The 24068-nt window shown below is 72.1% G+C and carries 17 protein-coding genes and 1 pseudogene; 2 read left to right on the forward strand and 16 right to left on the reverse strand.

The features are described from left to right. Nucleotides 1-2: 2 nt before the first annotated feature. The 13 genes and pseudogenes from ACOBQB_RS17695 to ACOBQB_RS17755 all read right to left on the reverse strand — a co-directional run bounded on the left by ACOBQB_RS17695 (nt 3) and on the right by ACOBQB_RS17755 (nt 14547). Entirely contained in the window at nt 3-1088 is a 1086-nt protein-coding gene (locus tag ACOBQB_RS17695) for a prephenate dehydrogenase (protein ID WP_423592865.1), read from the reverse strand. Continuing rightward, the gene (gene aroH, locus ACOBQB_RS17700; RefSeq protein ID WP_223773826.1) at nt 1085-1447 is read right to left on the reverse strand and encodes a chorismate mutase; all 363 of its coding nucleotides are present in this window, start codon (nt 1445-1447) and stop codon (nt 1085-1087) included. The genes ACOBQB_RS17695 and aroH overlap by 4 nt, the downstream gene beginning before the upstream one ends. Before the next feature lie 417 nt (nt 1448-1864). Next, complete coding sequence (locus ACOBQB_RS17705; protein WP_423592866.1) at nt 1865-2866, reverse strand: ADP-ribosylglycohydrolase family protein; 1002 nt, start codon at nt 2864-2866, stop codon at nt 1865-1867. After that, nucleotides 2863-3588 carry an NUDIX hydrolase gene (locus ACOBQB_RS17710; RefSeq protein ID WP_423592867.1) on the reverse strand — a complete coding sequence of 242 codons (726 nt, stop codon included), beginning with the start codon at nt 3586-3588 and terminating at the stop codon, nt 2863-2865. Before ACOBQB_RS17710 ends, ACOBQB_RS17705 begins: the two co-directional genes overlap by 4 nt. Before the next feature lie 83 nt (nt 3589-3671). Beyond that, nucleotides 3672-4877, reverse strand: coding sequence for a pseudouridine synthase (locus tag ACOBQB_RS17715; RefSeq protein ID WP_423592869.1), 1206 nt, complete (start codon nt 4875-4877; stop codon nt 3672-3674). Between the two features lie 12 nt (nt 4878-4889). After that, nucleotides 4890-5546, reverse strand: a complete 657-nt coding sequence (gene scpB, locus ACOBQB_RS17720; protein ID WP_423592871.1) for an SMC-Scp complex subunit ScpB — start codon at nt 5544-5546, stop codon at nt 4890-4892. Continuing rightward, nucleotides 5543-6385: pseudogene (locus ACOBQB_RS17725) on the reverse strand (segregation and condensation protein A); the annotation flags it as partial. The gene scpB and the pseudogene ACOBQB_RS17725, both read right to left, overlap by 4 nt. Before the next feature lie 93 nt (nt 6386-6478). Next, nucleotides 6479-7081: a hypothetical protein gene (locus tag ACOBQB_RS17730; RefSeq protein WP_423592872.1), complete on the reverse strand. Its 603-nt coding sequence runs from the start codon at nt 7079-7081 to the stop codon at nt 6479-6481. Next, complete coding sequence (locus ACOBQB_RS17735; protein WP_423592874.1) at nt 7066-8196, reverse strand: ParA family protein; 1131 nt, start codon at nt 8194-8196, stop codon at nt 7066-7068. Before ACOBQB_RS17735 ends, ACOBQB_RS17730 begins: the two co-directional genes overlap by 16 nt. Nucleotides 8197-8620: 424 nt before the next feature. After that, on the reverse strand, nt 8621-9736 hold the full coding sequence (ald, locus tag ACOBQB_RS17740; protein ID WP_423592875.1) for an alanine dehydrogenase: 1116 nt from the start codon (nt 9734-9736) through the stop codon (nt 8621-8623). A gap of 144 nt (nt 9737-9880) precedes the next feature. Next, nucleotides 9881-11983: a tetratricopeptide repeat protein gene (locus tag ACOBQB_RS17745; RefSeq protein WP_423592877.1), complete on the reverse strand. Its 2103-nt coding sequence runs from the start codon at nt 11981-11983 to the stop codon at nt 9881-9883. Nucleotides 11984-12152: 169 nt separating this feature from the next. Continuing rightward, nucleotides 12153-12779 (reverse strand): NUDIX domain-containing protein, encoded by a 627-nt coding sequence (locus ACOBQB_RS17750; RefSeq protein WP_423592878.1) that lies wholly within the window; start codon nt 12777-12779, stop codon nt 12153-12155. 85 nt (nt 12780-12864) lie between these two features. After that, nucleotides 12865-14547, reverse strand: coding sequence for a CTP synthase (locus ACOBQB_RS17755; protein WP_423592880.1), 1683 nt, complete (start codon nt 14545-14547; stop codon nt 12865-12867). A gap of 567 nt (nt 14548-15114) precedes the next feature. Here ACOBQB_RS17755 and ACOBQB_RS17760 point away from each other — a divergent pair. Then, nucleotides 15115-16944 (forward strand): glycoside hydrolase family 15 protein, encoded by a 1830-nt coding sequence (locus tag ACOBQB_RS17760; protein WP_423592882.1) that lies wholly within the window; start codon nt 15115-15117, stop codon nt 16942-16944. Here ACOBQB_RS17760 and ACOBQB_RS17765 read toward each other — a convergent pair. Continuing rightward, nucleotides 16941-18488: an APC family permease gene (locus ACOBQB_RS17765; protein ID WP_423592883.1), complete on the reverse strand. Its 1548-nt coding sequence runs from the start codon at nt 18486-18488 to the stop codon at nt 16941-16943. The two genes, ACOBQB_RS17760 and ACOBQB_RS17765, sit on opposite strands and share 4 nt — an antisense overlap. Before the next feature lie 160 nt (nt 18489-18648). Between ACOBQB_RS17765 and ACOBQB_RS17770 the strand changes: the two genes are divergently transcribed. After that, complete coding sequence (locus ACOBQB_RS17770; RefSeq protein ID WP_423592884.1) at nt 18649-20292, forward strand: PucR family transcriptional regulator; 1644 nt, start codon at nt 18649-18651, stop codon at nt 20290-20292. Nucleotides 20293-20309: 17 nt separating this feature from the next. Here ACOBQB_RS17770 and ACOBQB_RS17775 read toward each other — a convergent pair whose 3' ends face one another. Together ACOBQB_RS17775 and recN are read right to left on the reverse strand one after the other, a co-directional pair. Further along, nucleotides 20310-21458 carry a glycosyltransferase family 4 protein gene (locus tag ACOBQB_RS17775; protein WP_423592886.1) on the reverse strand — a complete coding sequence of 383 codons (1149 nt, stop codon included), beginning with the start codon at nt 21456-21458 and terminating at the stop codon, nt 20310-20312. 864 nt (nt 21459-22322) lie between these two features. Beyond that, the gene (recN, locus tag ACOBQB_RS17780) at nt 22323-24050 is read right to left on the reverse strand and encodes a DNA repair protein RecN (RefSeq protein WP_423598560.1); all 1728 of its coding nucleotides are present in this window, start codon (nt 24048-24050) and stop codon (nt 22323-22325) included. Between the last annotated feature and the right edge of the window lie 18 nt (nt 24051-24068).

Below are 24068 nucleotides of genomic sequence, written 5' to 3' on the forward strand. Positions count from 1 at the left end.
GCCTACTGCCGGATCGACCAGCCCCGCTCCCGCAGCGCCGCGCTGAGCACGGGCGCGGCCTTCGGGTCGACCATGAGCTGCACCAGGCCCGCCTGCTGGCCGGTGGCGTGTTCGATGCGGACGTCCTCGATGTTGACGCCCGCGCGGTCCGCGTCGCCGAAGATGCGGGCGAGCTGGCCGGGCTGGTCGTTGATGAGCACCGCGACGATCTCGTACGCCGCCGGGGCCGAGCCGTGCTTGCCGGGCACCCGGGTCTGGCCCGCGTTGCCGCGCCGCAGCATGCTCTCGACGCCCGCGGCGCCCTCGGCCCGCTTCTCCTCGTCGTCGGACTGGAGTGCGCGCAGCGCCGTCACGGTCTCGTCGAGGTCGTCCGCGACCTGGGCCAGCAGGTCGGCGACCGGGCCGGGGTTGGCGGAGAGGATGTCGATCCACATCCGGGGGTCGGAGGCGGCGATGCGGGTGACGTCGCGGATGCCCTGGCCGCACAGCCGTACCGCCGTCTCCTCGGCGTGCTCCAGGCGGGCCGCGACCATGCTGGAGACCAGGTGCGGCATGTGGGAGACGAGGGCGACCGCGCGGTCGTGGGCGTCGGCGTCCATGACGACGGGCACGGCGCGGCAGAGCGCGACCAGCTCCAGGGCGAGGTTGAGCACCTCGGTGTCGGTGTCGCGGGTCGGGGTGAGCACCCAGGGCCGCCCCTCGAAGAGGTCGGCGGTGGCGGCGAGCGGGCCGCTGCGCTCGCGGCCGGACATGGGGTGCGTGCCGATGTACGGGGTGAGGTCGAGGCCGAGCGCCTCCAGCTCGCGGCGTGGGCCGCCCTTGACGCTCGCCACGTCGAGGTAGGCGCGGGCGGCCCCGCTCCGGATGACCTCGGCCAGGGTGGCGGCGACGTGCGCGGGCGGTACGGCGACGACGCAGAGGTCGACGAGTCCCTCGGGGGGTTCGTCGGTGCCGGCGCCGAGCGCGGCGGCGGTGCGGGCCTGCGCCGGGTCGTGGTCGGCGAGGTGGACGGTGACGCCGCGGGAGGCGAGGGCCAGGGCGGCGGAGGTGCCGATCAGGCCGGTGCCGATGACGAGGGCGGTTCTCACTGGGCGATGTCCTTGCGGAGTGCGGCGGCGGCGCCGAGGTAGACGTGCGCGATCTCGGAACGGGGGCGGTCGGTCTCTATGTGGGCGAGGACGCGGACGACGCGGGGCATGGCGCCCTCGATGTCCAGTTCCTGGGCGCAGATCAGCGGTACGTCGGCGAGGCCGATGCCGCGCGCGGCCGCCGCGGGGAAGTCGGCGTGCAGGTCGGGCGTGGCCGTGAACCAGATGCTGATCAGGTCGTCGTCCGTCAGTCCGTTCCGCTCCAGGATGGCGGTGAGCAGCGCCCTGACCTGCTCGCCCATGTGCCCGGCCTCGTCCCGCTCCAGTTGGACGGCGCCCCGGACCGCTCGTACCGCCACAGTGCTGCTCCTCGCTCGCGTACGTCTGACTGCTGTACGGCAAGCGTAGTCAGCGCCCGGGGCGGGAGCGCGCGGCGCCCGTCTGCCGAGACGGGCGCCGCGCACCTCGCCGAGGCGGGGCGGGGCCCCGCGGCCCGGGCGATGTCGTTCGCGTCCTGCCCGGGGGCGGCGGCTCTCCGGCCTCCTCGGCGGCTCGGTTCGGTGCCTCGGGAACAATGTCGCGCCGTTCGCCCCCGGTCGCCACTTGGGCCGGCTGAGGGCTGCCGTGCGGTGATGCCAGGCTCCCCGCGTGCAGCCTCAGGTCCACGGCCGACCACGGCCCGCCCCGGGCATGGGCCCGGACCTGGCTCTGGTCCGGGCCCATGCCGCCTCGGCTGCCGAGGCACGGGAGGCGGTCCGGGACGCGAACCGGCGGGCTCAGGCGTCCCAGAGCGCCCCGAACCCGAGCAGTTCCTCCCGGTGCTCGACCCGCTGGACCCACTCGGCGGGCCAGGCGTCGGCGCCGAGATGGGCACCGGCAAAGGCCCCCGCCAGGCAGGCGATCGAGTCCGAGTCGCCGGACGTGCAGGCCGCCCTGCGCAGCGCGGTGACCGGCTCGTCGACGAACATCAGGAAGCAGAGCAGGCCGGTGGCGAGCGCCTCTTCGGCGATCCAGCCCTCGCCCGTGGCCAGGCACGGGTCGGTCTCGGGGTTGGCGTGCCGCAGCGCTCCCTCCAGCCGCTCCAGGACGGCCAGGCACTCGTCCCAGCCGTGGGCGATGAACCGCTCCGGCGAGGAGGCCGGGAAGCGGGTCCACAGGTCGCCGAGCCACGCCTCCCGGTAGCGGGTGCGGTTCTCCAGCGCGTACGAGCGCAGCAGCCCCACCAGGCCCATGGGTTCCGCGCCCCCGGCCAGCAGCCGCACCGCGTACGCCGTCAGGTCGCTCGCGGCGAGCGCGGTGGGGTGGCCGTGGGTGAGCGCGGACTGCAACTGGGCGGCGCCGGCCCGCACGTCGTCGTCGATGCCGGGCAGCAGCCCGAGCGGCGCGACCCGCATGTTGGCGCCGCAGCCCTTGGAGTGCACCTGACTGGCCTCCTCCCACGGCTTGCCCGTCTTGAGGAGGTAGCACGCCTTCATGCAGGTGTTGCCGGGCGCGCGGTTGTTCTCCGGCGACTGGTACCAGTCCACGAATTCCTCGCGCAGGGGCCGCTCCAGCCGCTTCGGCCCGAGCACTCCGCGGCCCGTGGCGGTGCGCAGGGCCCGGCTCAGCGCCAGCGTCATCTGCGTGTCGTCCGTGATGTACGCGGGTTCCGGCAGCTCCATCTCCCGCCAGGGCCCGCACGTGGCGAGGATCGACGGCACATCGTTGAACTCGGTGGGGAAGCCCAGCGCGTCCCCGAGGGCGAGGCCCAGCAGGGATCCGGTGGCGGCGCGCTTCATGAGGACCGTCCTTCCGAGGCGGGGCGCAGCAGAGGCGGGTGGAGGGCGGTGGCGGTGCCCGCGCGGAAGAGCGCCGCGGGCTTTCCCCGGCCGCCGGTCAGGCGGGCGGCTCCGGGGATGGCCTCGACGAGGCCCGGGGTGCCGACGACCTTGCGCCGGAAGTTGGCGGGGTCGAGGTCGGCGCCCCACACCGCCTCGTAGACCTGCCGCAGCTCGCCGAGGGTGAACTCGGGCGCGCAGAAGGCGGTGGCGAGGTTGGTGTACTCCAGCTTGGCGCCGACCCGGTGGTGGGCGTCGGCGAGGATCCGGTCGTGGTCGAAGGCGAGCGGACGGTAGGCCGCCGGGCTGTACGGCAGCCAGGCCGCGCGGGCCGCGTCGCCTCCCCCGCGGGCCTCCGGCGGATCGGCGACGAGCGCGGCGAACGCGACGGAGACGACCCGCATGCGCGGATCGCGGTCCGGCTCGCTGTAGGTGCGTACCTGTTCCAGGTGGAGCCCGGTGACGTCCGCGAGGCCGGTCTCCTCGGCCAGCTCGCGCTGCGCCGCGCTCTCGGCGGACTCGTCGGGCAGTACGAAGCCGCCGGGCAGCGCCCAGCGGCCCGCGTACGGCTGCTGGCCGCGCTCGACGAGCAGCACGTGCAGTGTGCCCTCGCGGATGGTGAACACCGCGAGGTCGACGGTGACGGCGAACGGTTCGTAGGCGTGCTTGTCGTATCCCCGCATGCACGACCACCCCCCTCTCTTTATGGTCTAGCTGACTATAAAGAGAGGGGGGTGGCCTACGCAAGGAATTCCCGCGGGTCGATCTAGAGGTCGACTTCCTTCATCAGCATGCCGACCTCCGTGTTCGAAAGCCGTCGCAGCCAGCCGGACTTCTGGTCGCCCAGGGTGATCGGCCCGAAGGCCACCCGCACCAGCTTGTCGACGGGGAAGCCCGCCTCGGCGAGCATGCGCCGCACAATGTGCTTGCGGCCCTCGTGCAGGGTGACCTCGACGAGGTAGTTCTTGCCGGTCTGCTCGACGACGCGGAAGTGGTCCGCGCGGGCGTAGCCGTCCTCAAGCTGGATGCCGTCCTTGAGCTGCTTGCCCAGGTCACGCGGGATCGGGCCCACGATGTGCGCGAGGTAGACCTTCTTCACGCCGTACTTGGGGTGGGTCAGGCGGTGCGCCAGCTCGCCGTGATTGGTGAGCAGGATGACGCCCTCGGTCTCGGTGTCGAGCCGTCCTACGTGGAAGAGCCGCGTCTCGCGGTTGGTCACGTAGTCGCCGAGGCACTGGCGGCCCTCGGTGTCCTCCATGGTGGAGACGACACCGGCGGGCTTGTTCAGCGCGAAGAACTGGTACGACTGCGTGGCCACTGTCAGGCCGTCGACCTTGATCTCGTCCTTCTCGGGGTCGACGCGCAGGCCCTGCTCCACGACGATCTCGCCGTTGACCTCGACGCGGGCCTCGTCGACCAGCTCCTCGCAGGCGCGGCGCGAGCCGTAGCCCGCGCGGGCCAGGACCTTCTGGAGCCGCTCGCCCTCCTGCTCGGCGCCGGGGAAGGTCTTGGGGAGGTTCACCTTGGGCTTGTCCGCGTACCGCTCGCGGTTGCGCTCCTCCTGCCGGGTGTCGAACTCGCGGGACGTCGCGGGGGCGCCGCGACGGCTGCCGCGGGCTCCGGTGCCCTGGGAGGTGCGGGGGCCGCCCTTGGCGCCACCGCGCGCGGCCGCGCCACGGCCCTTCCGCGCTCCGGCCCCGAAGACCGCGTCGGAGCCGCCCACGTCGTAGCGGCGCTCCTCGGGACGCGGCTTGCTCGGCCGGCTCGGCTTGTCGTCGCGCCTGTCGTCCCGCTTGTCGCCCGGCTTGCCGCCGCCCTGATTGAAGCCCTGCTTGGGACCCTGGCGGTCGTCGCGGCTGTTACCGGCACCCCGGTAATTGCCGCGGCCACCGCTGCTGCCACGGCCGCCGCTGTTCCCACCACGGCTCCCGCCGTTGTTTCCGCTGCTGTTCCTGCCGTTGCTGCTTCGCATCAAAAGTTCCGTCTAGTCGGCTGTGTCCTGGGTGTACCCATACCCCGGCGCATCGGGTGCGTCCGGGTCGAACGACGGAACGCCTTCCTGGGTCTCGGCCTCGATCGCGTCCGCCTCGGGGAGGAAGGGCGCGAGCTCCGGGAGCTCGTCCAGGCCGCGCAGGCCCATCCGCTCCAGAAAGTAGTTCGTCGTCCTGTACAGGATCGCACCTGTTTCGGGTTCCGCGCCCGCCTCCTCCACCAGACCCCGCTGGAGGAGGGTGCGCATCACGCCGTCGCAGTTCACGCCGCGCACCGCGGAGACCCGCGCACGGCTGACCGGCTGGCGGTACGCGACCACCGCGAGCGTCTCCAGGGCCGCCTGGGTGAGCCGCGCCTGCTGCCCGTCGAGTACGAAGCCCTCCACGGCGGCGGCGTACTCGGGCCGGGTGTAGAACCGCCAGCCGCCCGCGACGAGCCGCAGCTCGAAGCCGCGCTTCTGCACGGTGTACTCGTCGGCCAGCTCGCGCAGCGCGTCGGCGACCGCGCGCCGCGGCCGCTGGAGGACCTTCGCCAGGTGCTCCTCGGTGGCCGGCTCGTCGACGACCATCAAGACGGCCTCCAGCGCGGGCCGCAGCTCCAGCTCCGCGACGGCACCGGCGAGCTCCCCCGCGGGACTCTGCGTGCTCACGCCTTCTCCTCCATCGGCTCGGGGGCCCGGTCGAACTCGTCGGTCACGGCCGGCTCCTCGGCGCCGTCCCCGCCGGTCCAGCGCACCATCAGCTCTCCCAAGGGGTCCTCCTGGTCCAGGGCGACGGCCTTCTCCCGGTACAGCTCCAGCAGGGCGAGGAAGCGCGCGACGACGGTCAGGGTGTCCCCCGCGTCCGCCACGAGCACCCGGAAGCTGACCTCCCCCTGCTCGCGCAGCCGGGCGACGACCAGCCCTGCCTGCTCCTGCACGGACACCAGCGGGGCATGGATGTGGTCGACGTACACCTGCGGCTTCGCGCGGGGCCGCATAGCCTTCACGGCGAGCTTGGCGAACCCTTCCGCGCCGATGCTGATGACGACTTCCGGCAACAGCTCGGCATGGTGCGGTTCGAGCCCGACGGTACGCGGATAGCGCCGGGCCTCCTCCTCCAGGCGCCCGCTGAAGATGTCCGCGATCTGCTTGTACGCGCGGTACTGGAGCAGCCGCGCGAAGAGCAGATCCCGCGCTTCGAGCAGCGCGAGATCGGCCTCGTCCTCGACCTCGGCGGCGGGCAGCAGCCGCGCCGCCTTCAGATCGAGCAGCGTGGCGGCGACCACCAGGAACTCGGTCGTCTGATCGAGATCCCAGTCGGTCCCCATGGCCCGGATGTGCGCCATGAACTCATCGGTCACTTTGGACAGCGCGACCTCGGTGACGTCCAGCTTGTGCTTGGCGATGAGCTGGAGCAGCAGATCGAAGGGCCCTTCGAAGTTGGCGAGCCGAACCTTGAACCGCCCGTCATCGGGTTCGTCCGCAGCCTCGGGCTCAGCGGCAGGCTCCGCGGGAGCCGCCCCGGCCCCCGCCCCAGGGCACGCCTACGGGCGGGCGGTGCGGGGTCGTCGTTCGTGGCCATCAGGCGGGAAGGCTACCCCTTACCGCCCGCGCAGCCTGCGTACGAGAATGCTCGCGTCCCCCCGCGACTCCAGATCCGCGAGGACGACCGCGACGGCCTCCCGCACGATGCGGCCGCGGTCGACCGCGAGGCCGTGCTCGCCGCGCAGCACGAGGCGCGCGTGTTCGAGGTCCATGAGCTCCTCGGCGGAGACGTACACGGTGATCTTCTCGTCGTGCCGCTCGCGTCCGCTGGGCCGCCGGTTGGCCGCCCGCGCCCGGCGCCGCGCCTGCGCGGTCGACGAGCCGCCGGACTTGCCGCCGCCCTGGGCGGCAGAACCTTCCTGCGTCGCCGAAGGCGACGACGAGCCGCGCCCCGCGCTCTTGTCCGCGTCACCGGCGGACCGGCTGCGGGACTCGCCGGAGCCCGACTCCGCGTCCGTCGCGGCGTGTTCGGCGCTCTCGCCGCCGTCGCCCTGCGCGCTGTCCTCGGCCGCGGCCGCCGTCTCGTCGCTCTCGCCCGCCGGAGCGGGCACCCTCGCCTCGCCGTTCGCCGGGCGCCGCGGGGACGACGACTGAAGAGCCATCCCCCCGGTCGTGCGGAACAGTTCGTCGGCCCCGGGCAGACTCACTCGGCGTGACACCGGGCGAGCACCTCCCTGGCGAGCTGACGATAGGCGGCCGCGCCGACCGAGTTGGAGGCGTACGTCGTGATCGGCTCACCGGCGACCGTGGTCTCCGGGAAGCGGACCGTGCGCCCGATGACCGTGTGGTAGACGTGGTCGTCGAAGGCCTCGACCACGCGCGCGAGCACCTCACGGCTGTGCACCGTGCGGGAGTCGTACATCGTCGCGAGGATGCCGTCGAGCTCCAGGTCGGGGTTGAGCCGCTCCTGGACCTTCTCGATGGTCTCCGTCAGCAGGGCCACACCGCGCAGCGCGAAGAACTCGCACTCCAGCGGCACGATCACCTTGTGAGCCGCCGTCAGGGCGTTCACCGTGAGCAGGCCGAGCGAGGGCTGACAGTCGATCACGATGTAGTCGTAGTCCTGCATCAGCGGCTTCAGCGCCCGCTGGAGCGTGGACTCGCGCGCGACCTCGCTCACCAGCTGCACTTCGGCGGCCGACAGGTCGATGTTGCTGGGCAGCAGGTCCATGTTCGGGACCGCCGTCTTCAGGAGCACCTCGTCGGCGGACATGCCGCGCTCCATGAGGAGGTTGTAGACCGTGAGGTCCAGCTCCATCGGGTTCACCCCGAGGCCCACCGAGAGGGCGCCCTGCGGATCGAAGTCGACGAGCAGGACCCGGCGTCCGTACTCCGCGAGAGCCGCGCCCAGGTTGATGGTCGACGTCGTCTTGCCGACGCCGCCCTTCTGGTTGCACATCGCGATGATCTTCGCCGGACCGTGGTCGGTCAGCGGACCCGGGATCGGGAAGTACGGCAGCGGACGTCCCGTGGGACCGATGCGCTCGCGGCGCTGACGGGCGGCGTCCGGCGCGAGCGTGGCCGCGTACTCCGGATCGGGCTCGTACTCGGCGTCGGGGTCGTAGAAGTGCCCCTGGGGCAGTTCCTCGTAGTCGGCGAGGTGGGTGTGGGTGTTATCGCCACTCCGGTCGCCGGCCATGGCGTTCACGTGATGGCCATCCATGCTCTGGGGTGCTGACTGTCTCGGCTGGGGGCTCTGCCGGGCTTCGAAGGTGCGGACAGCGACGGAGCCGACAGCCTCGAGCCCGACGGGTCCTCGGTCCCGCACAGACATTCCTGGTTGACCACCCCCGGGAGCAAATGTCGACTCATTCACAAGTCGTCTTACCTCCTTGGTGACCAGGAAATTTCTCGATAGGTCAGCGTGGCACCATGCCGACGGTTGGCGACTCTATGGCGTGTCACCACTCCGCAGCAACACAATCCGCCGGACCGGACCCGATGTGTCGGCAAAGGAACACCCCGATGTCAAGGGCATGCGGCATGTCTACGGCGCGTTTTCGGGGTGGGCGAAACGGTTAAAGCGCTACGTTCAAGGCGAGTTGAGCGTGTCCACACTGATACGCATACGGCCGGACCCCTCTCAAGGTCCGGCCGTGGGCGTGAGATTGACGACTTTCGTTGACGGATGGTGCCGAAAGTCGTCCGGGACCGACCGAAGTCGGTCACCGGGATTGACCGAAGTCAGTCGCCTGGGGTCAGCCGAGGAGCGACTCCAGCTCGATGTGGTCGAGACCGTGGGCCTCGGCGACCTCCTTGTAAACGACCTTGCCGTCATGGGTGTTGAGACCCAGGGCCAGCGCCGGGTCGCGGCGCAGGGCCTCGACCCAGCCGCGGTTCGCCAGCTCGACGATGTACGGCATCGTCGCGTTGGTCAGCGCGTAGGTGGAGGTGTTGGGCACCGCGCCGGGCATGTTGGCCACGCAGTAGAAGACCGAGTTGTGGACCGGGAAGGTCGGCTCGGCGTGCGTGGTCGGGTGCGAGTCCTCGAAGCAGCCGCCCTGGTCGATCGCGATGTCGACAAGAACACTTCCCGGCTTCATGCGCGAGACGAGCTCGTTGGTGACCAGCTTCGGGGCCTTGGCGCCCGGGATGAGGACGGCGCCGATGACGAGGTCGGCCTCCAGGCAGGCCTTCTCCAGCTCGAAGGCGTTGGAGACGACGGTCTGGATCTTCGTGCCGAAGATTTTGTCGGCTTCCTTGAGCTTGTTGATGTCCTTGTCGAGCAGGGTCACGTGGAAGCCCATGCCGATGGCGATCTGCGCGGCGTTCCAGCCGGAGACGCCGCCGCCGATGACGACGGCCTTGCCCGCGGCCACGCCGGGGACACCGCCCGGCAGGACGCCGCGGCCGCCGTTGGCGGCCATCAGCTGGTAGGCGCCGACCTGCGGGGCGAGGCGGCCCGCGACCTCGGACATCGGGGCGAGCAGCGGGAGCGCGCGGTTCGCGGTCTCGACGGTCTCGTACGCGATGGCGGTGGTGCCCGACTCCAGGAGGGCGTCCGTGCACTCCTTGGACGCGGCCAGGTGCAGGTAGGTGAAGAGGGTCTGGTCCTTGCGGAGGCGGTGGTACTCCTCCGCGATGGGCTCCTTGACCTTCAGGAGCAGGTCCGCGGCGGCCCAGACCTCATCGGCGGTGTCCAGGATCTGGGCACCGGCCGAGACGTACTCGTCGTCCGTGATCGAGGAGCCGACGCCGGCGTTCCGCTCGATGACGACCTGGTGGCCGTGGCGCACCAGCTCGTGCACACCGGCGGGGGTGATGGCCACCCGGAACTCGTTGTTCTTGACCTCGCGGGGGATGCCGACCTTCATCGTCGATCACGGTCCTTGGCTCAGGGGATGTTTCGGGCAATGCAACTCAGACCGGTGCACACGACGGCGCAACGGGGGCACCACGGATGTACGCGGCGGAGCCAGTCTAATGAAGGATTTCCCGCTGTCTAGCCTTCCAATACTTCAATCTTCTGCGGATGCACTACGGATTTCGTAGGCGGAGGGTACTGCTCCACCGTTTGTTTCAAGCCTCATGGCCTCTTGGTGCTCCGTTCCCAGCATGCGCTCGGCGGCCCCCCGGTGCAGCCGGGCGGCCGTCGGGTCCCCGAGCCGTTCCAGGGTGTCCGCGAGACGCAGCTGAAGCGCCGCCTGGAGGCGTACGTCCTTGGCGTGCCGCGCCCACTCGACGGCTTCCTGGCAGGTGCGCAGCGACTCCTCGGGCCGGCCCGCGTACTCCTGCACGCGCGCCATCTCGCTCAATGCCCTTGCCTGGGCGGCGACATCGCCGTTCTTGCGGTGGCCGGTGACCGCCGAGCTCCAGTTGCGCAGCGCCTCGCCGTAGCGTCCCGCGTAGGTGTGCACGACGCCGATGCGGCCGTACAGGCGGGCGGCGTCGGCGCGCTCGCCGCGGGCGAGGCGTTGGGCCAGGGCCCTGCCGTACCAGTCGCAGGCCCGGGACCAGTCCCCCAGCTCCTGATAGGCGCCGCCTACGGATTCCATCGCGCGACCGGTGGCGTACGGATCGCCCGCCTCCCGTCCCGCGTCCAGCGCCGCCCGGTAGCGCGCCAGCGCCTCGCGGGTACGCCCCGTGCGCGCGTCCAGATCGGCGAGGTTCAGCAGCGCGGCGGCCTTCTCGCGTGGCAGGTCGCGACGTTCCGCCACGTCCAGGACCAGCTGGTGGATGCCGTAGAGCTCGGGGGCGGCGTCCTGGGGGCCGCGGTGCGCGACCAGGGCCCGGGTCAGGGCCGCCATCAGGCGCCGCGCGAGGGTGTCGAGCTCGCCGTCGGCCACCGCGAGCCGGGCGGCGGCGAGCAGCGCGGGCTGCCGGACGCGCAGCCACTGGGCGGCGTCGGCGCGGCAGGGGAAGCGCAGGGCGCGCGGCAGTCCCTCGTGCTTGCCGCGGTCACCGAGGGCGCCGATGCCGTCGGTCTCGGTGACCGCCCGGCAGGCCTGGAGCAGCCGTACGGTCCGCTCCAGCATCCGGGCGCGGGCCAGCTGGATCTCGGCCGGGCGGTCCAGGGTCTCGGTGAGGTTCCTCAGCAGCGGCACCAGGCAGCCCGGCACCTCGTACTGCGGGACCGGGGATTCCACGGGCCTGACGAGTCCCAGGGCGGCGAAGTCGCCAAGCGCGGCCTTGGCGCCGGAGACCGAGCAGCCGGCGAGCGCCGAGGCGGTGTGCGGGTCGACGTGTCCGGCCGGGGCCAGGGAGAGGAGACGCAGTATCCGCGCGGAGGGCCCGGAGAGCGTGGCGTACGCCTGCCGGAAGACACGCGCCAGCGGCGAGGTCTCCTCGGACAGGTCGTGCACCTGTTTGGCCAGGTCGGCGACGGCGGCCTTGGGCCGCGCGGAGAGCCAGCCCCCGGCGAGCATGAGGGACGCCGGGTGGGCCTCGCACGCCTCGACCAGGGATTCCGCGGCGCGCGGGTCCACCGTGATGCGTACGGGTCCGGCGGCGCGGGTGAGCAGTTCCACCGCGGCCGCCTTGTCCAGGCCGCCGAGCGTGCACGGCCGTACGTCGGGGATGCCGGTGAGCGGCCCCCCGGAGACGGCGACGACCAGGCAGTCGGGGGTGTCCGGAAGCAGCGGGTCGACCTGCTCGGCGTCCACCGCGTCGTCGAGGAGCAGCAGGGCCCGGCGCTCCTTCAGGGCGTCCCTGAGCAGTTCGGACAGGTCGTCCTCGCAGGCGCCGGGCGGTGCGGGGACGGCGAGGGCGTCGAGGAGTTCGCGGGCGGTGCGTTCCGTGGGGACGCGCGTGCCGTCGGGCTCCGTGAGGCGGGCCCGCAACAGGCCGTCGGGGTAGTCCTCGGCGAGCTGCCGCGCGAGTTCCTCGGCGAGCGCGGTGCGGCCGGAGCCGGGGCGGCCCGCGATGAGCAGGACGCGGGCGCGGGGCGCCTTGCGGCCGGACAGGGTGTCGAGCCCCGCCCGGTCGATGTCGGCGCGCAGTTCCTTCAACTCGCGTTGCCGACCGACGAATTGAGCGCTTGTCGACTCCGCGGCGGCGCCGGCGGGTGGCGGCACCGCACCGCCCGCCGTCGTACCGTCCGTGTCGACCGCCTGATCCGTCACGGGTCACTCCCGTCCGCGTGCGCACGAACCCGCCGGGACTTTGGGCGGGACGCTTTCAGAGCCTAGTTCAGGCCCTGCGGCGTTCCCCGCCGCGCGACACCCACAAGTCCCTCGATCGGATCAGCAGATCGTCATATCGGTGGGGCCGTTGGTGGAGCCGCTCCCGCGGTCAGGACTCGAAGGGCCGCGCCGGCCAGGGCGCCTCGGCCGGGCGCAGCGCGTCCACGCCGTCACCGTTCAGCGTGGCGTACAGCGAAAGGACGCCGACGACCAGGCAGTTGTTGTGCAGCTCACCGGCGAGCACCCCGCGTACGAGCTCGTCGAGGGGGACGCGGGTGAGCTCCATGTCGGCCTCCTCCTCGAAGACCTCGAAGCGCTCGCCCTCGGCCTCGGCGAGGTCGCGGGCGAGGAAGATCCGCACGGCTTCGTCACAACCGCCGGGGGTGGTGTAGACGTCGGTGAGGACACGCCAGTCCTCGGCCTTGACGTGCGCCTCCTCGTACAGCTCGCGCTGCGCGGCGTGCAGGGGGTTCTCGCCGGGGACGTCGAGCAGGCCCGCCGGGATCTCCCAGAGCTTCTGGCGGACGGGGTGGCGGTACTGGCGGATGACCAGGACTCGGCCCTCCTCGTCGAGCGCGAGGACGGCCACCGAGCCGGGGTGGACCTGGTAGTCGCGGTGGACGACGGACCCGTCGGGCATGACCACGTCGTCGGTGCGCACCGAGGTCTTGTTCCCGACGAAGGGGGTCTCCGTCGCGGTGACCTGCCACTCCTCGGCGGTGTCCTTGATCGTCATGTCGCGCTGTCCTCCCACACGTGCAAACGAAAACCGGGGCACGCGCCCCAAAAGGCGCGCACCCCGGCAACCGTATCGCCTGGTGTTACTTGCCCGGCTTGGCGCCCGCCTTGCGGGCGGCCTCCTGCCGCTCGACGGCCGCCTTCACCAGGCCCGCGAAGAGCGGGTGGGGGCGGGTCGGGCGGGAGCGCAGCTCCGGGTGCGCCTGGGTGGCGACCAGGTAGGGGTGCACCTCGCGCGGGTACTCGACGTACTCGACGAGCTTGCCGTCCGGGGAGGTGCCGGAGAACAGGATCCCGGCCTTCTTCTCCAGGTCGGCGCGGTAGGAGTTGTTCACCTCGTAGCGGTGGCGGTGGCGCTCCTCGACGTACTCCTTGCCGTCGTACACCTCGCGGGCGATGGAGCCCTCGGCGAGCTTGGCCGGGTACATGCCCAGGCGCATCGTGCCGCCCATGTCGCCCTCACCGGCGACGATGTCGAGCTGCTCGGCCATGGTGGAGATCACCGGGTGGGAGGTGGCGGCGTCGAACTCGGTGGAGTTGGCGTCCGGGATGTCCGCGAGGTTGCGGGCGGCCTCGATGACGATGCACTGGAGGCCGAGGCAGATGCCGAGCAGCGGCACCTTGTTCTCGCGGGCGTAGCGGATGGCGCTGACCTTGCCGTCGACGCCGCGCTCGCCGAAGCCGCCGGGGATCAGGATCGCGTCGACGTCGCCGAGCTGCTTCTTGGCGCCCGCCGGGGTCTTGCAGTCGTCGGAGGTGACCCACTTGACCTTGACGCGGGCCTTGTTCGCGAAGCCGCCGGCGCGCATGGCCTCGGTCACCGAGAGATAGGCGTCGGGCAGGTCGATGTACTTGCCGACCAGCGCGACGGTGACCTCGTGCTTCGGGTTGTGCACGCGGTCAAGGAGGTCGTCCCACTGGGTCCAGTCGACGTCACGGAAGGGCAGGTCGAGCTTGCGTACGACGTAGGCGTCGAGGCCCTCGGTGTGCAGCACCTTCGGGATGTCGTAGATCGACTTGGCGTCGATGGCGGCGACCACGGCGGCCTCGTCGACGTCGCACATCAGCGAGATCTTGCGCTTGATGGCGGTCGGGACGTCGCGGTCGGCGCGCAGCACGATCGCGTCGGGCTGGATGCCGATGTTGCGCAGGGCGGCGACGGAGTGCTGGGTCGGCTTGGTCTTCAGCTCGCCGGAGGGGCCGATGTAGGGCAGCAGCGAGATGTGCACGACGAAGACGTTGTCGCGGCCGACCTCGTGGCGGACCTGGCGGACGGTCTCCAGGAACGGCAGCGACTCGATGTCGCCCACCGTGCCGCCGACCTCGGTGATGACTACGTCAACGCTGTCGGAGGCGGCGGCCATGCGGCGGATGCGGTGCTTGATCTCGTTGGTGATGTGCGGGATGACCTGGACGGTGTCGCCGAGGTACTCGCCGCGGCGCTCCTTGGCGATCACCTGGCTGTAGACCTGGCCGGTGGTGACGTTCGCCGAGCCGTCGAGGTCGACGTCGAGGAAGCGCTCGTAGTGGCCGATGTCCAGGTCGGTCTCGGCGCCGTCGTTGGTGACGAACACCTCGCCGTGCTGGAAGGGGTTCATCGTGCCCGGGTCGACGTTCAGGTACGGGTCGAGCTTCTGCATCGTGACGCGCAGGCCACGCGCCTTGAGGAGCGCACCCAGGCTGGAGGCAGTCAATCCCTTGCCGAGGGAAGAGGCGACACCCCCGGTGACGAAGATGTGCTTGGTCGTCGTGGATTTCGGCTGCATGGCCAAGAGGGGGCTCCCGTGGTCGCGGTCTGGAGGTGCGTACCGGCGACCTCACCGGGGATTCGGGGGAGGTGCCGTCGCTGCGGTTCGGGGGTTCTATGACCACCGGCTCACGGGCTACCAGGGTATCAGCGACGGGAGGAGCATGCTTCCGGCCACGCTCCGCCATCAGGCGCATACGCCGCCGCCGTAGGAGACTCGGACGTACGGCCGTAGGACACCCGGACGTACGCGCGTCAGAACAGCCCGGGCATACACACCGCCCTCACAGGGCACACACGACACCGGCAGACTCTCACGCCCCTCCGACCCGCTCCGACCCGCTCCGACCCGCTCCGACCCGCCAAGAGATCATGCGACACCGCCTCTCACCTGCCGCTCACCCGTTCGGCCGCGCCTCGTTGCCGGGAGGGGCGCGCAGATCAGCGACGTGCGTCGTATCCTGCTCGGACACTCGCTGCCGAGCCCCATCCGGCACACGGCACCACCCCGCCTTGCACCCGGAACAAGCGCTCGGCAACGATCACTTGACCGCTGATAAGTAAGTAAGCGCCCCGCGGGGCGAACGTGGCCGTTCGACTGGAGATGCACGTGGCCGGGCGCATCGAGGACTACGCACTCATCGGAGACATGCAGACCGCAGCCCTGGTCTGCCGGGACGGCACAGTCGACTGGCTGTGCCTTCCCCGCTTCGACTCCCACGCCGTTTTCGCCGGCCTGCTGGGCACCGAGGAGCACGGCTTCTGGCGCCTCGGGCCCGCGTACGCACCGGAGGAGCAGCCCCCGACGGCTGCCCGCCGCACCTACCGCGGCGACTCCCTGGTGCTCGAATCCGAGTGGGACACACCACGCGGCACCGTCCGCGTGATCGATTTCATGCCGCCGCGCGACACGGACGCACCCCAGCTGATCCGGATCGTGGAGGGCGTCAGCGGCCGGGTGCCGATGCGCTCGGCGCTGCGCATGCGGTTCAGCTACGGGCGTGTGGTGCCCTGGGTCCACAAGGTCGACCACCGGACGGTGGCCGTCGCGGGCCCCGACTCCGTGTGGCTGGACACCGACGCCGAGACGTTCGGCAAGGACCTGACCACGTACTCGGACTTCACCATCGCGCCGGGTGAGCGGATCGCGTTCACCATCTCCTGGCAGCCCTCGCACAAGGGCCAGCCCGCGCTGCCGGAGCCGGAGGCGTCGCTCACCGCCACGGAGGACTTCTGGCGCGAGTGGGTCGAGCACTGCACGTACCACGGCCCCTACCGCGAGGCCGTGATCCGCTCGCTGATCACCCTGAAGGCCCTCACCTACGCCCCGACCGGCGGCATCGTCGCGGCGCCCACGACCTCGCTGCCCGAGGACATCGGGGGCTCGCGGAACTGGGACTACCGCTTCACCTGGCTGCGGGACGCCGCGATCACCCTGTCGTCGCTGCTGCGCACCGGCTACCGCGAGGAGGCCCGCGCGTGGCGCGAGTGGCTGCTGCGCGCGGTGGCGGGCGACCCGGAGAACCTCCAGATCATGTACGGCATCGCCGGCGAGCGCGAGCTGGGCGAGACGGAGCTCGACTGGCTGCCCGGCTATGAGGGCTCCCAGCCGGTCCGGGCGGGCAACGGCGCCGCCCACCAGCTCCAGCTCGACGTGTACGGCGAGGTCACCGAGGCGCTGCACCTTGCGCACATGACGGGCCTGGCCCGCAACGACTACGCCTCGCTGCTCCAGCTCAAGCTGATCCGCTATCTGGAAGATCACTGGGACGAGCCGGACGAGGGCATCTGGGAGGTGCGCGGCCCGCGCCGCCACTTCGTGCACTCCAAGGTGATGGCCTGGGTCGCCGTGGACCGCACCATCAAGCTCCTGGAGTCCGGGGACGCGGACGGCCCGCTGGAGAAGTGGCGCGAGCTGCGCGACGACATCCACCGGGACGTGTGTGAGAAGGGTTACGACCCGGAGCGCAACACCTTCACGCAGTCGTACGGCTCCAAGGAGCTGGACGCCTCGCTGCTGCTGATCCCGCAGATGGGCTTCCTGCCGCCCGACGACAAGCGCGTCATCGGCACCATCGAGGCCATCCAGCGGGAGCTGTCGACGCCCGACGGCTTCATCCTGCGCTACCCGACGGCCGGTGACGACGAGGGCGTGGACGGCCTGGAGGGCGACGAGGGCGCGTTCCTCGCCTGCTCGTTCTGGATGGCCGACGACCTCGCGATGATCGGCCGGGTGGACGAGGCCCGCAAGCTCTTCGAGAAGCTGCTCGCGCTCCGCAACGACCTGGGGCTGCTCGCCGAGGAGTGGGACTCCACGGCGCAGCGCCAGGTCGGCAACTTCCCGCAGGCCTTCAGCCACGTGCCGCTGATCGACACGGCACTGCGGCTGACGGCGTCGGGTGCGTACGGAGGTTAAGGGGCCGCTTGGCTTCGGACGGCGACGGGCTTCCCGTCGCCGTCCGTGCGTTCGGCCGCGTCCTCCAGGACGACCCGGCCGATGATCTCGTAGCGGCGCGGGTGCCTGGCCCGCAGATACAGGCCGAGGGCGAGGCCGCCGGAGAAGACGAGGCCGACGATCCAGGGGATGGCCCTGAACAGCAGCGAGTCGGCCGCCGAGCCCGCCGCGGTGTCCATGTTGATCACCAGCAGGACGACGACGGCGATCATGCCGAGGCCGCCGAGCAGCGGCGCGAGAAGCGTCTTGAACCAGTGCCGGTCCTCGGGATGGTTGCGCCGGAAGTAACCGATCACGGCGAACGAACAGAGGGTCTGCACGATGAGGATCGCCATCGTGCCGAGGATCGCCAGCAGCGTGTACAGGTGGATGTACGGGTCCTGCCCGGTCAGCCAGAACGCGGCCACCAGGGCGACGGCGATGACGGACTGGACGTACGAGGCGATGTACGGGGAGCCGTGCGCCGGGTGGGTGCGGCCGAGGGCGGGGTGCAGGAAGCCCTCGCGGCCGATGGCGTACAGGTAACGCGCCGCGCACTGGTGGAAGGCCATCCCGCAGGCGAAGGAGCCGGTGATCAGCAGCCACTGGAAGGTGTCGACCGCCCAGGCGCCGATGAAGCTGTGCGCCGGATCGAAGAACAGGTCGAGCGGACCGGTCGAGTGGGAGACCTTCACCGAGCCGCTCAGACCGTTCCCGGCGATCGTCATCCAGGAGACGTAGATGTAGAAGAGGCCGACGCCGACGACCGAGATGAGGGTCGCCCGCGGGATGACGCGCTTGGGGTCGCGCGATTCCTCGCCGTACATCGCGGTCGACTCGAAGCCGACCCACGACCAGAAGGCGAAGAACAGGCCGAGCCCGGCGGAGGTGCCGGTGAAGGCGTTCTTCGGGTTGATCGGTTCGACGGGTATGCCGTCGGGGCCGCCGCCGTGGAGCAGGACGGCGGTGGCGACCGCGAAGAGGACGGCGATCTCCGCGACGAGCATCACACCGAGGGCCTTCGCCGTGAGGTTGATGTCGAAGTACGCGAGGACGGCCGTGGCGGCGAGCATCGCGGCCGCGTAGGCGATCCACGGCAGGTCGACGCCGAGCTGGTCCTCCACGGTGGTCTGCGCGAAGTACGAGAAGACGCCGACGATCGACGCCTCGAAGACGATGTACGCGAGGACGGCGAGCATCCCCGAGGCCATGCCCGCGATGCGGCCGAGACCGTGCGAGATGTAGCCGTAGAACGCGCCGGCGGCGGTGATCCGCTTGGCCATGGCGACGTACCCGACGGAGAAGACCGTCAGGACGAGCGTGGCGAAGAGGTAGCCGGCGGGGGCGCCGGTGCCGTTGCCCGCGCCGACGGCGATGGGGAGGTTGCCGGTCATGGCGGTGATGGGCGCGGCGGTGGCGACCGCCATGAAGACGACGCCGACGACACCGACGGAGTTCGCCTTCAGGCGGTGGACCTCGGGTGTGCTCGGTTGCTCTGACAGGTGATCGGGCGTGTGATCGGGCATGGCGGGCACCCTGCCGTGGCGTGACGTACGCCACAAGCGACAGGGGGTCGCGCAATTGCCGCGCGGAAGCGACGAGTTGTCGCACCGCGAGGGCCCGTGGGCCGCCGCCGTGACCGGTCGGAGATGTTCCGGTGACGTGCGCCCCGGTAGCGTCCGCGCCATGGACAGTCAGGGCACTCAGGGCGGCATCACCGTGCAGCGCGCGCTGGAACTTCCCGGGCTGCGCGGCGGGCTCCCCGAGGTCGTCGCGGGCGCGGACCGGTTGCAGCGGACGGTGCGGTGGGTGCACGCGGGCGAGGTGCCCAACATCGCCTCGCTGCTCAAGGGCGGTGAGCTGCTGCTCACCACGGGGCTCGGGCTGGGGGCGCGCCCGGCCGAGCAGCGCGCCTTCGTGCGCAAGCTCGCCGAGCGGGGCATCGCGGCGCTGGTCGTCGAGCTGGGGCCGCGCTTCGCACGGCTGCCCGCGGCGATCGTGGAGACGGCGCGGGCGGCCGGCCTGCCGCTGGTGCAGCTGCACCGCGAGGTGCCGTTCGTGACGGTCACCGAAGAGGTGCACACGGAGATCGTCAACGGCCATTACGCGCTGCTCCAGCGGGCCGAGGAGGTGCACGGGCGGTGCACGCAGGCGCTGCTCGGCGGGGGCGGTGTGCCCCAAGTCCTCGCTGTCCTCGCGGAGTTCAGCGGCAACCCGGTGTTCCTGGAGACGGCGGACGGGCAGCTGCTGTACGCCGCCGGGGCGGGCACGGAGTGCGCGGACCCGCTCCAGGTGTGGGAGGGGCTGCGGGGGCGCCCCGTCGACCGGGACGGGCCGCCGGCGAGCGCCGTCATCGTCGACGTGCCGGGCGGCGGGCCGGGCCCGGGCTCGGTGCGGGCCCGGCTCGTGCTGCTGGCCGTGGAGTCGGCGCCGCTGCCGGTGCACCGCATCGCGGCGGAGCGGGCGGCGAGCAGCCTCGCGGTGGTGCTGATGCAGGCCCGCCAGGAGGAGGAGCTGGCGGCGCGCGGCCGGGGCGACTTCCTGACCGATCTCGCGGAGGGGCGGATCGCGGCCGACGACGCCCCGGCGCAGGCCCGCGTCCTCGGCTTCAAGCCGGGCCCCGCGGGGAGTCCGCTGCTGCCGGTGGTGATGCGGCTCGCGGACGGGCTGCCGACCGGGGGCGGCTGGGCGGTGCTGGCGCGGGCGGTCGCGGAGGAGCTGGCGTCGGTGGGCGTGCCGGTGCTTCTGGGCGTACGTCCCGTCGAGGGCCGCGTGCCTTTGCTCCTTGGCCTGCGGTCGGAGTCGGAGCGGACGGCGGTGGCGGACCGGGTCGCCGCCGCGCTGCGGGCCGGGGTCGAGCGGGCGGGGATGCGGCGGCCCGGGGCGCAGCCGCCGGTCGTGGTGGTCGGCGTCGCGGGCGGCTGGGCGGCGGCGTCGGCGGGGCTGCGGCACGCGGCGGAGACGGCGACGGCCGCGCAGGGCCTGACCGACCGCCCCTGGCACGACGCGCGGCGCCTGGACATCGACCTGCTGCTGTGGCGGCTGCACCGCCATGACGAGGACGGGGTCCTGGCGGCGTTCGTGGACCGCGCGATCGGCCCGCTGCGCGCCCACGACGAGCGCTCGAAGCCGCCGCTGCTGCCGACCCTCCAGACGTACCTGGCGCATGCGGGCCGCAAGGCGGAGACGGCGCGCGAGCTGCACCTGAACCGGCAGACGCTGTACAACCGCCTCGCCCGTATCAGCGAGTTGCTCGGCACGGATCTCGACGACCCGCAGACGGTCCTGGCCCTCAGCCTCGCGCTTCGGGCCCGCAGACACGTGCCGTAGGGCTCACGTGTCGGTCCTCAGCTGTAGGGCACCGGCTGGGTCAACTCGTCGTACACGCTGAGGACTTGGGTGACCGTGTCGTCCTCGGAGGGCCAGGTGGCGGCCTGGGCCGTGCCCCTGTCCCTGAGCTCCGCCCTGCGGGCCGGGCCGGCGAGCAGGCGTACGACGGCGGTGGCGAGGGCCTGGGCGTCGGCGTACGGGACGAGTTCGGCGGCGTCGCCGACCAGTTCGGGCACGCCGGCGACCGCGGCGGCGACGAGCGGCACGCGCGCGTGCAGGGCTTCTTGGGCGAGGACCGGGCGGGGCTCGGCGCTGTGGGGCAGCACCGCGAGGTCGGCGGCGGCGAGGAGTTCGGGGACGTCGTCACGCCGACCGACGAGCCGGACGGGGAGCTGCTCGGCGTCGATGCGGCGCTGGAGGGCGGTCCGCTGCGGGCCCTCCCCCGCGACGACCAGGAGCGGCAGCGGGTCCAGATGCCGCCACGCGCGCGTGGCGTCCATGAGGGTGTCGTAACCACGGCCCTCTTCCAGAGCGCCGACGGCCAGCACCAACGGCCGGTCCACGGCGCCCAGTTCGGCACGGGCCTTGTGGAGGAGCCGGTCCGGTTCCTCCTGGCCGGAGTCCCGGAGGGCGGTGTGGCGGGGGGTGGGCAGCGCGACCGCCGCGAGGCGGGCGTCCCTGGCGCCCCTGCGGCGGGCCCGGTCGACGAGGTCGGACGAGGCGCCGAGGACCACCGCGGCGGCTTTGGCGACGCGCCGCTCCAGCAACCGCAGGACGCGGGCGCGGGCACCCGCCGCGTGCGCGTGGTGGTGCCAGGTGACGACGAGCGGTGTGGGGCGGCCGGCCAGCGCGAGGACGGCACGCAAGGCGGCGTGCAGCCCGTGCGCGTGCACGAGGTCGGCGTCGGCGCAGGCCGCGCGGAGGGCGGCGACAGAGGCGGGGTCGCCACTGCGGGGCACGTGGACGTGACGGGCGCCCGCGCCGGTGAAGTCGTACGCGCGGGCGGCCTCGTCGGGGGCACACACGGTGACCCGCACGCCCCGGGCGGCGAGCCCCGCGGCCAGCGACCTGACGTGCGCGCTGCTGCCCGCGCTGCCGCCGCCGAGGACTTGGACGGTGTGCAGCGGCGCCTGTCCGTGCGGCGAGTGGCTGCTCACGTGGCTCACGTGGCCGGGACTCCTGGTCTGCTTCGGGCGGATGCGGGCGGATACTGCGGCCAAGAATGCCAGCCCGCACGGACGTTCCGGCACTGCTGAAAGGTCACTTCCGCGTCTGGAGGGGCAACTCCGTGAGCGCTATCACCCACACGGGTGAGGGGTGGCACGTTACGGAGATGCGGCGCCGAGGGGGCGCAAGCAACGGTGCACCAGCCGAAGCCCTCTCAAGGGGCGCGGGGAACTGCGCGCTCAGCCCCCACAACCCGCAGACGCACCCGCACAGCCACCCAACAGACGCAGCTCCCAGCACACCCATTGCCGCTCACCCCAAGCGGGCACCAGCCGAAGCCCCCCCCAAAAGGGGCGCGGGGAACTGCGCGCTCAGCCCCCACAACCCGCAGACGCACCCGCACAGCCACCCAACAGACGCAGCTCCCAGCACACCCATTGCCGCTCACCCCAAGCGGGCACCAGCCGAAGCCCCCCAAAAAGGGGCGCGGGGAACTGCGCGCTCAGCCCCCACAACCCGCAGACGCACCCGCACAGCCACCCAACAGACGCAGCTCCCAGCACACCCATTGCCGCTCACCCCAAGCGGGCACCAGCCGAAGCCCCCCCAAAAGGGGCGCGAGGAACTGCCCGCTCAGCCCCCACAACCCGCAGACGCACCCGCACAGCCACCCAACAGACGCAGCTCCCAGCACACCCATTGCCGCTCACCCCAAGCGGGCACCAGCCGAAGCCCCCCCCCAAAAAAGGGGCGCGGGGAACTGCGCGCTCAGCCCCCCACAACCCGCACCCACCCCGCAGCCCGCAGCCGTACCCGCCCCGCCCCGTAGCCGTAGCCGTAGCCGTAGCCGTACCCTCCGCCAGCTACATGTCCGCCCTGGCCGTCGCCAACAACTCCTCCGCGTGGGCGCGGGCCGTCTCCGAGTCCTCCTGGCCCGCCAGCATCCGCGACAACTCCCGCACGCGGTCCTCGCCCTCCAGGACCTGCACCCCGGAGCGCGTCACCATGCCGTCGTTCGTCTTCTCGACCAGCAGCTGCCGGTCGGCGAACGCCGCGACCTGCGGAAGGTGCGTGACGACCACGACCTGGGCCGACTTGGCCAGCCGCGCGAGGCGTCGGCCGATCTCGACCGCCGCCTTACCGCCGACCCCCGCGTCGACCTCGTCGAAGAGGTACGTCGGAACCGGGTCCGTGCCCGCGAAGACCACCTCGACAGCGAGCATCACGCGCGACAGCTCACCGCCGGAAGCGCCCTTGGCGATGGGCCGGGCCGGCGCGCCCGGGTGCGGGGCGAGGAGGAGTTCCACTTCGTCGACGCCCGCGGGGCCGTACGCGACCGTGCGGCCACCGACCACCACTCCGTCGGCCCCCTCCGGAACCTCCGTGCTGCTGATGGCGATCGACACGCGCGCGTGGGGCATCGCCAGCGACGCGAGCTCCTCGGTGACGGCCGCCGCGAACCGCGAGGCGGCCTCCTGCCGCGCGTCCGTCAACGCCTGCGCGAGCCCCGCGAGTTCGGCCCGCAGCGCGTCCCGCTCGGCGACCAGCTCGTCCAGCCGGTCGTCGTCGCCCTCCAGCTCGGTCAGGCGCGCGGCGCCCTCCTCGGCCCAGGCGAGCACCTCGTCGATGTCGGCACCGTACTTCCGGGTGAGCTGGGTCAGCGCGGCCCGCCGTTCCTCGACCGCGGCGAGCCGCAGCGGATCGGCGTCCAGGTCATCGGCGTACCCGGCGAGTTCCCCGGCCACGTCGGCCAGCAGGATCCCGATCTCCCCGAGGCGATCGGCCAGGGCGGACAGGGCGGCGTCGTGCGAGCGTACGGCCTCCAGGGCCCTGGAGGCGCCCGCGACGAGCGTCGAGGCGTCGACGACCTCCGGGTCCTCGGGGTTGCCCGCGAGCGCGGCGTGCGCGGCCGTGGCGGCGGAGGCGAGGGCCTCCGCGTGGCCGAGCCGCTCCGCCTCGGCGGCGAGCTCGACGTCCTCGCCCGCGCGCGGTTCGACGCCGCCGATCTCCTCAAGGCCGAAACGCAGCAGATCCGCCTCCTGGGCACGCTCCCGCGCGCGCGTGGTGATCTCCTCGACCTCGGCGGTGACGGCCCGCAGCCTGCGGTAGGCGGCCGTGTACTTGGCGAGCGGCACGGCGACCGCGTCGCCCGCGTACCGGTCGAGGGCGCCGCGCTGCCTGGCGGGCTTCAGCAGCCCCTGTTGGTCGGTCTGGCCGTGCACGGCGATCAGGTCATCGGCGAGTTCGGAAAGCAAACCCACCGGGACCGACCGCCCCCCGAGGTGCGCCCGGGAGCGCCCTTCCGCCGAGACGGTACGGCTGACCAGCAGCGCCCCGTCGTCCAGCTCGGCACCGGCCTCCTCCGCCCGCACGGCCGCCGGGGAGTCGGCGGGCACAGCGAGCCGGCCCTCCACCACCGCCGACTTCGCGCCGATCCGCACCAGGGCGGGATCCGCGCGCCCGCCGAGCAGCAGGCCAAGGCTCGTGACCACCATCGTCTTGCCCGCGCCGGTCTCACCCGTCACGGCGGTGAACCCTGGTGACAGCTCGACGACCGCGTCGTCGATGACTCCGAGCGACCGTATCCGCATCTCCTCCAACACGGACAA

Origin of the sequence: Streptomyces sp. G5(2025), from assembly GCF_049542075.1 — a bacterium.
GTDB lineage: Bacteria > Actinomycetota > Actinomycetes > Streptomycetales > Streptomycetaceae > Streptomyces.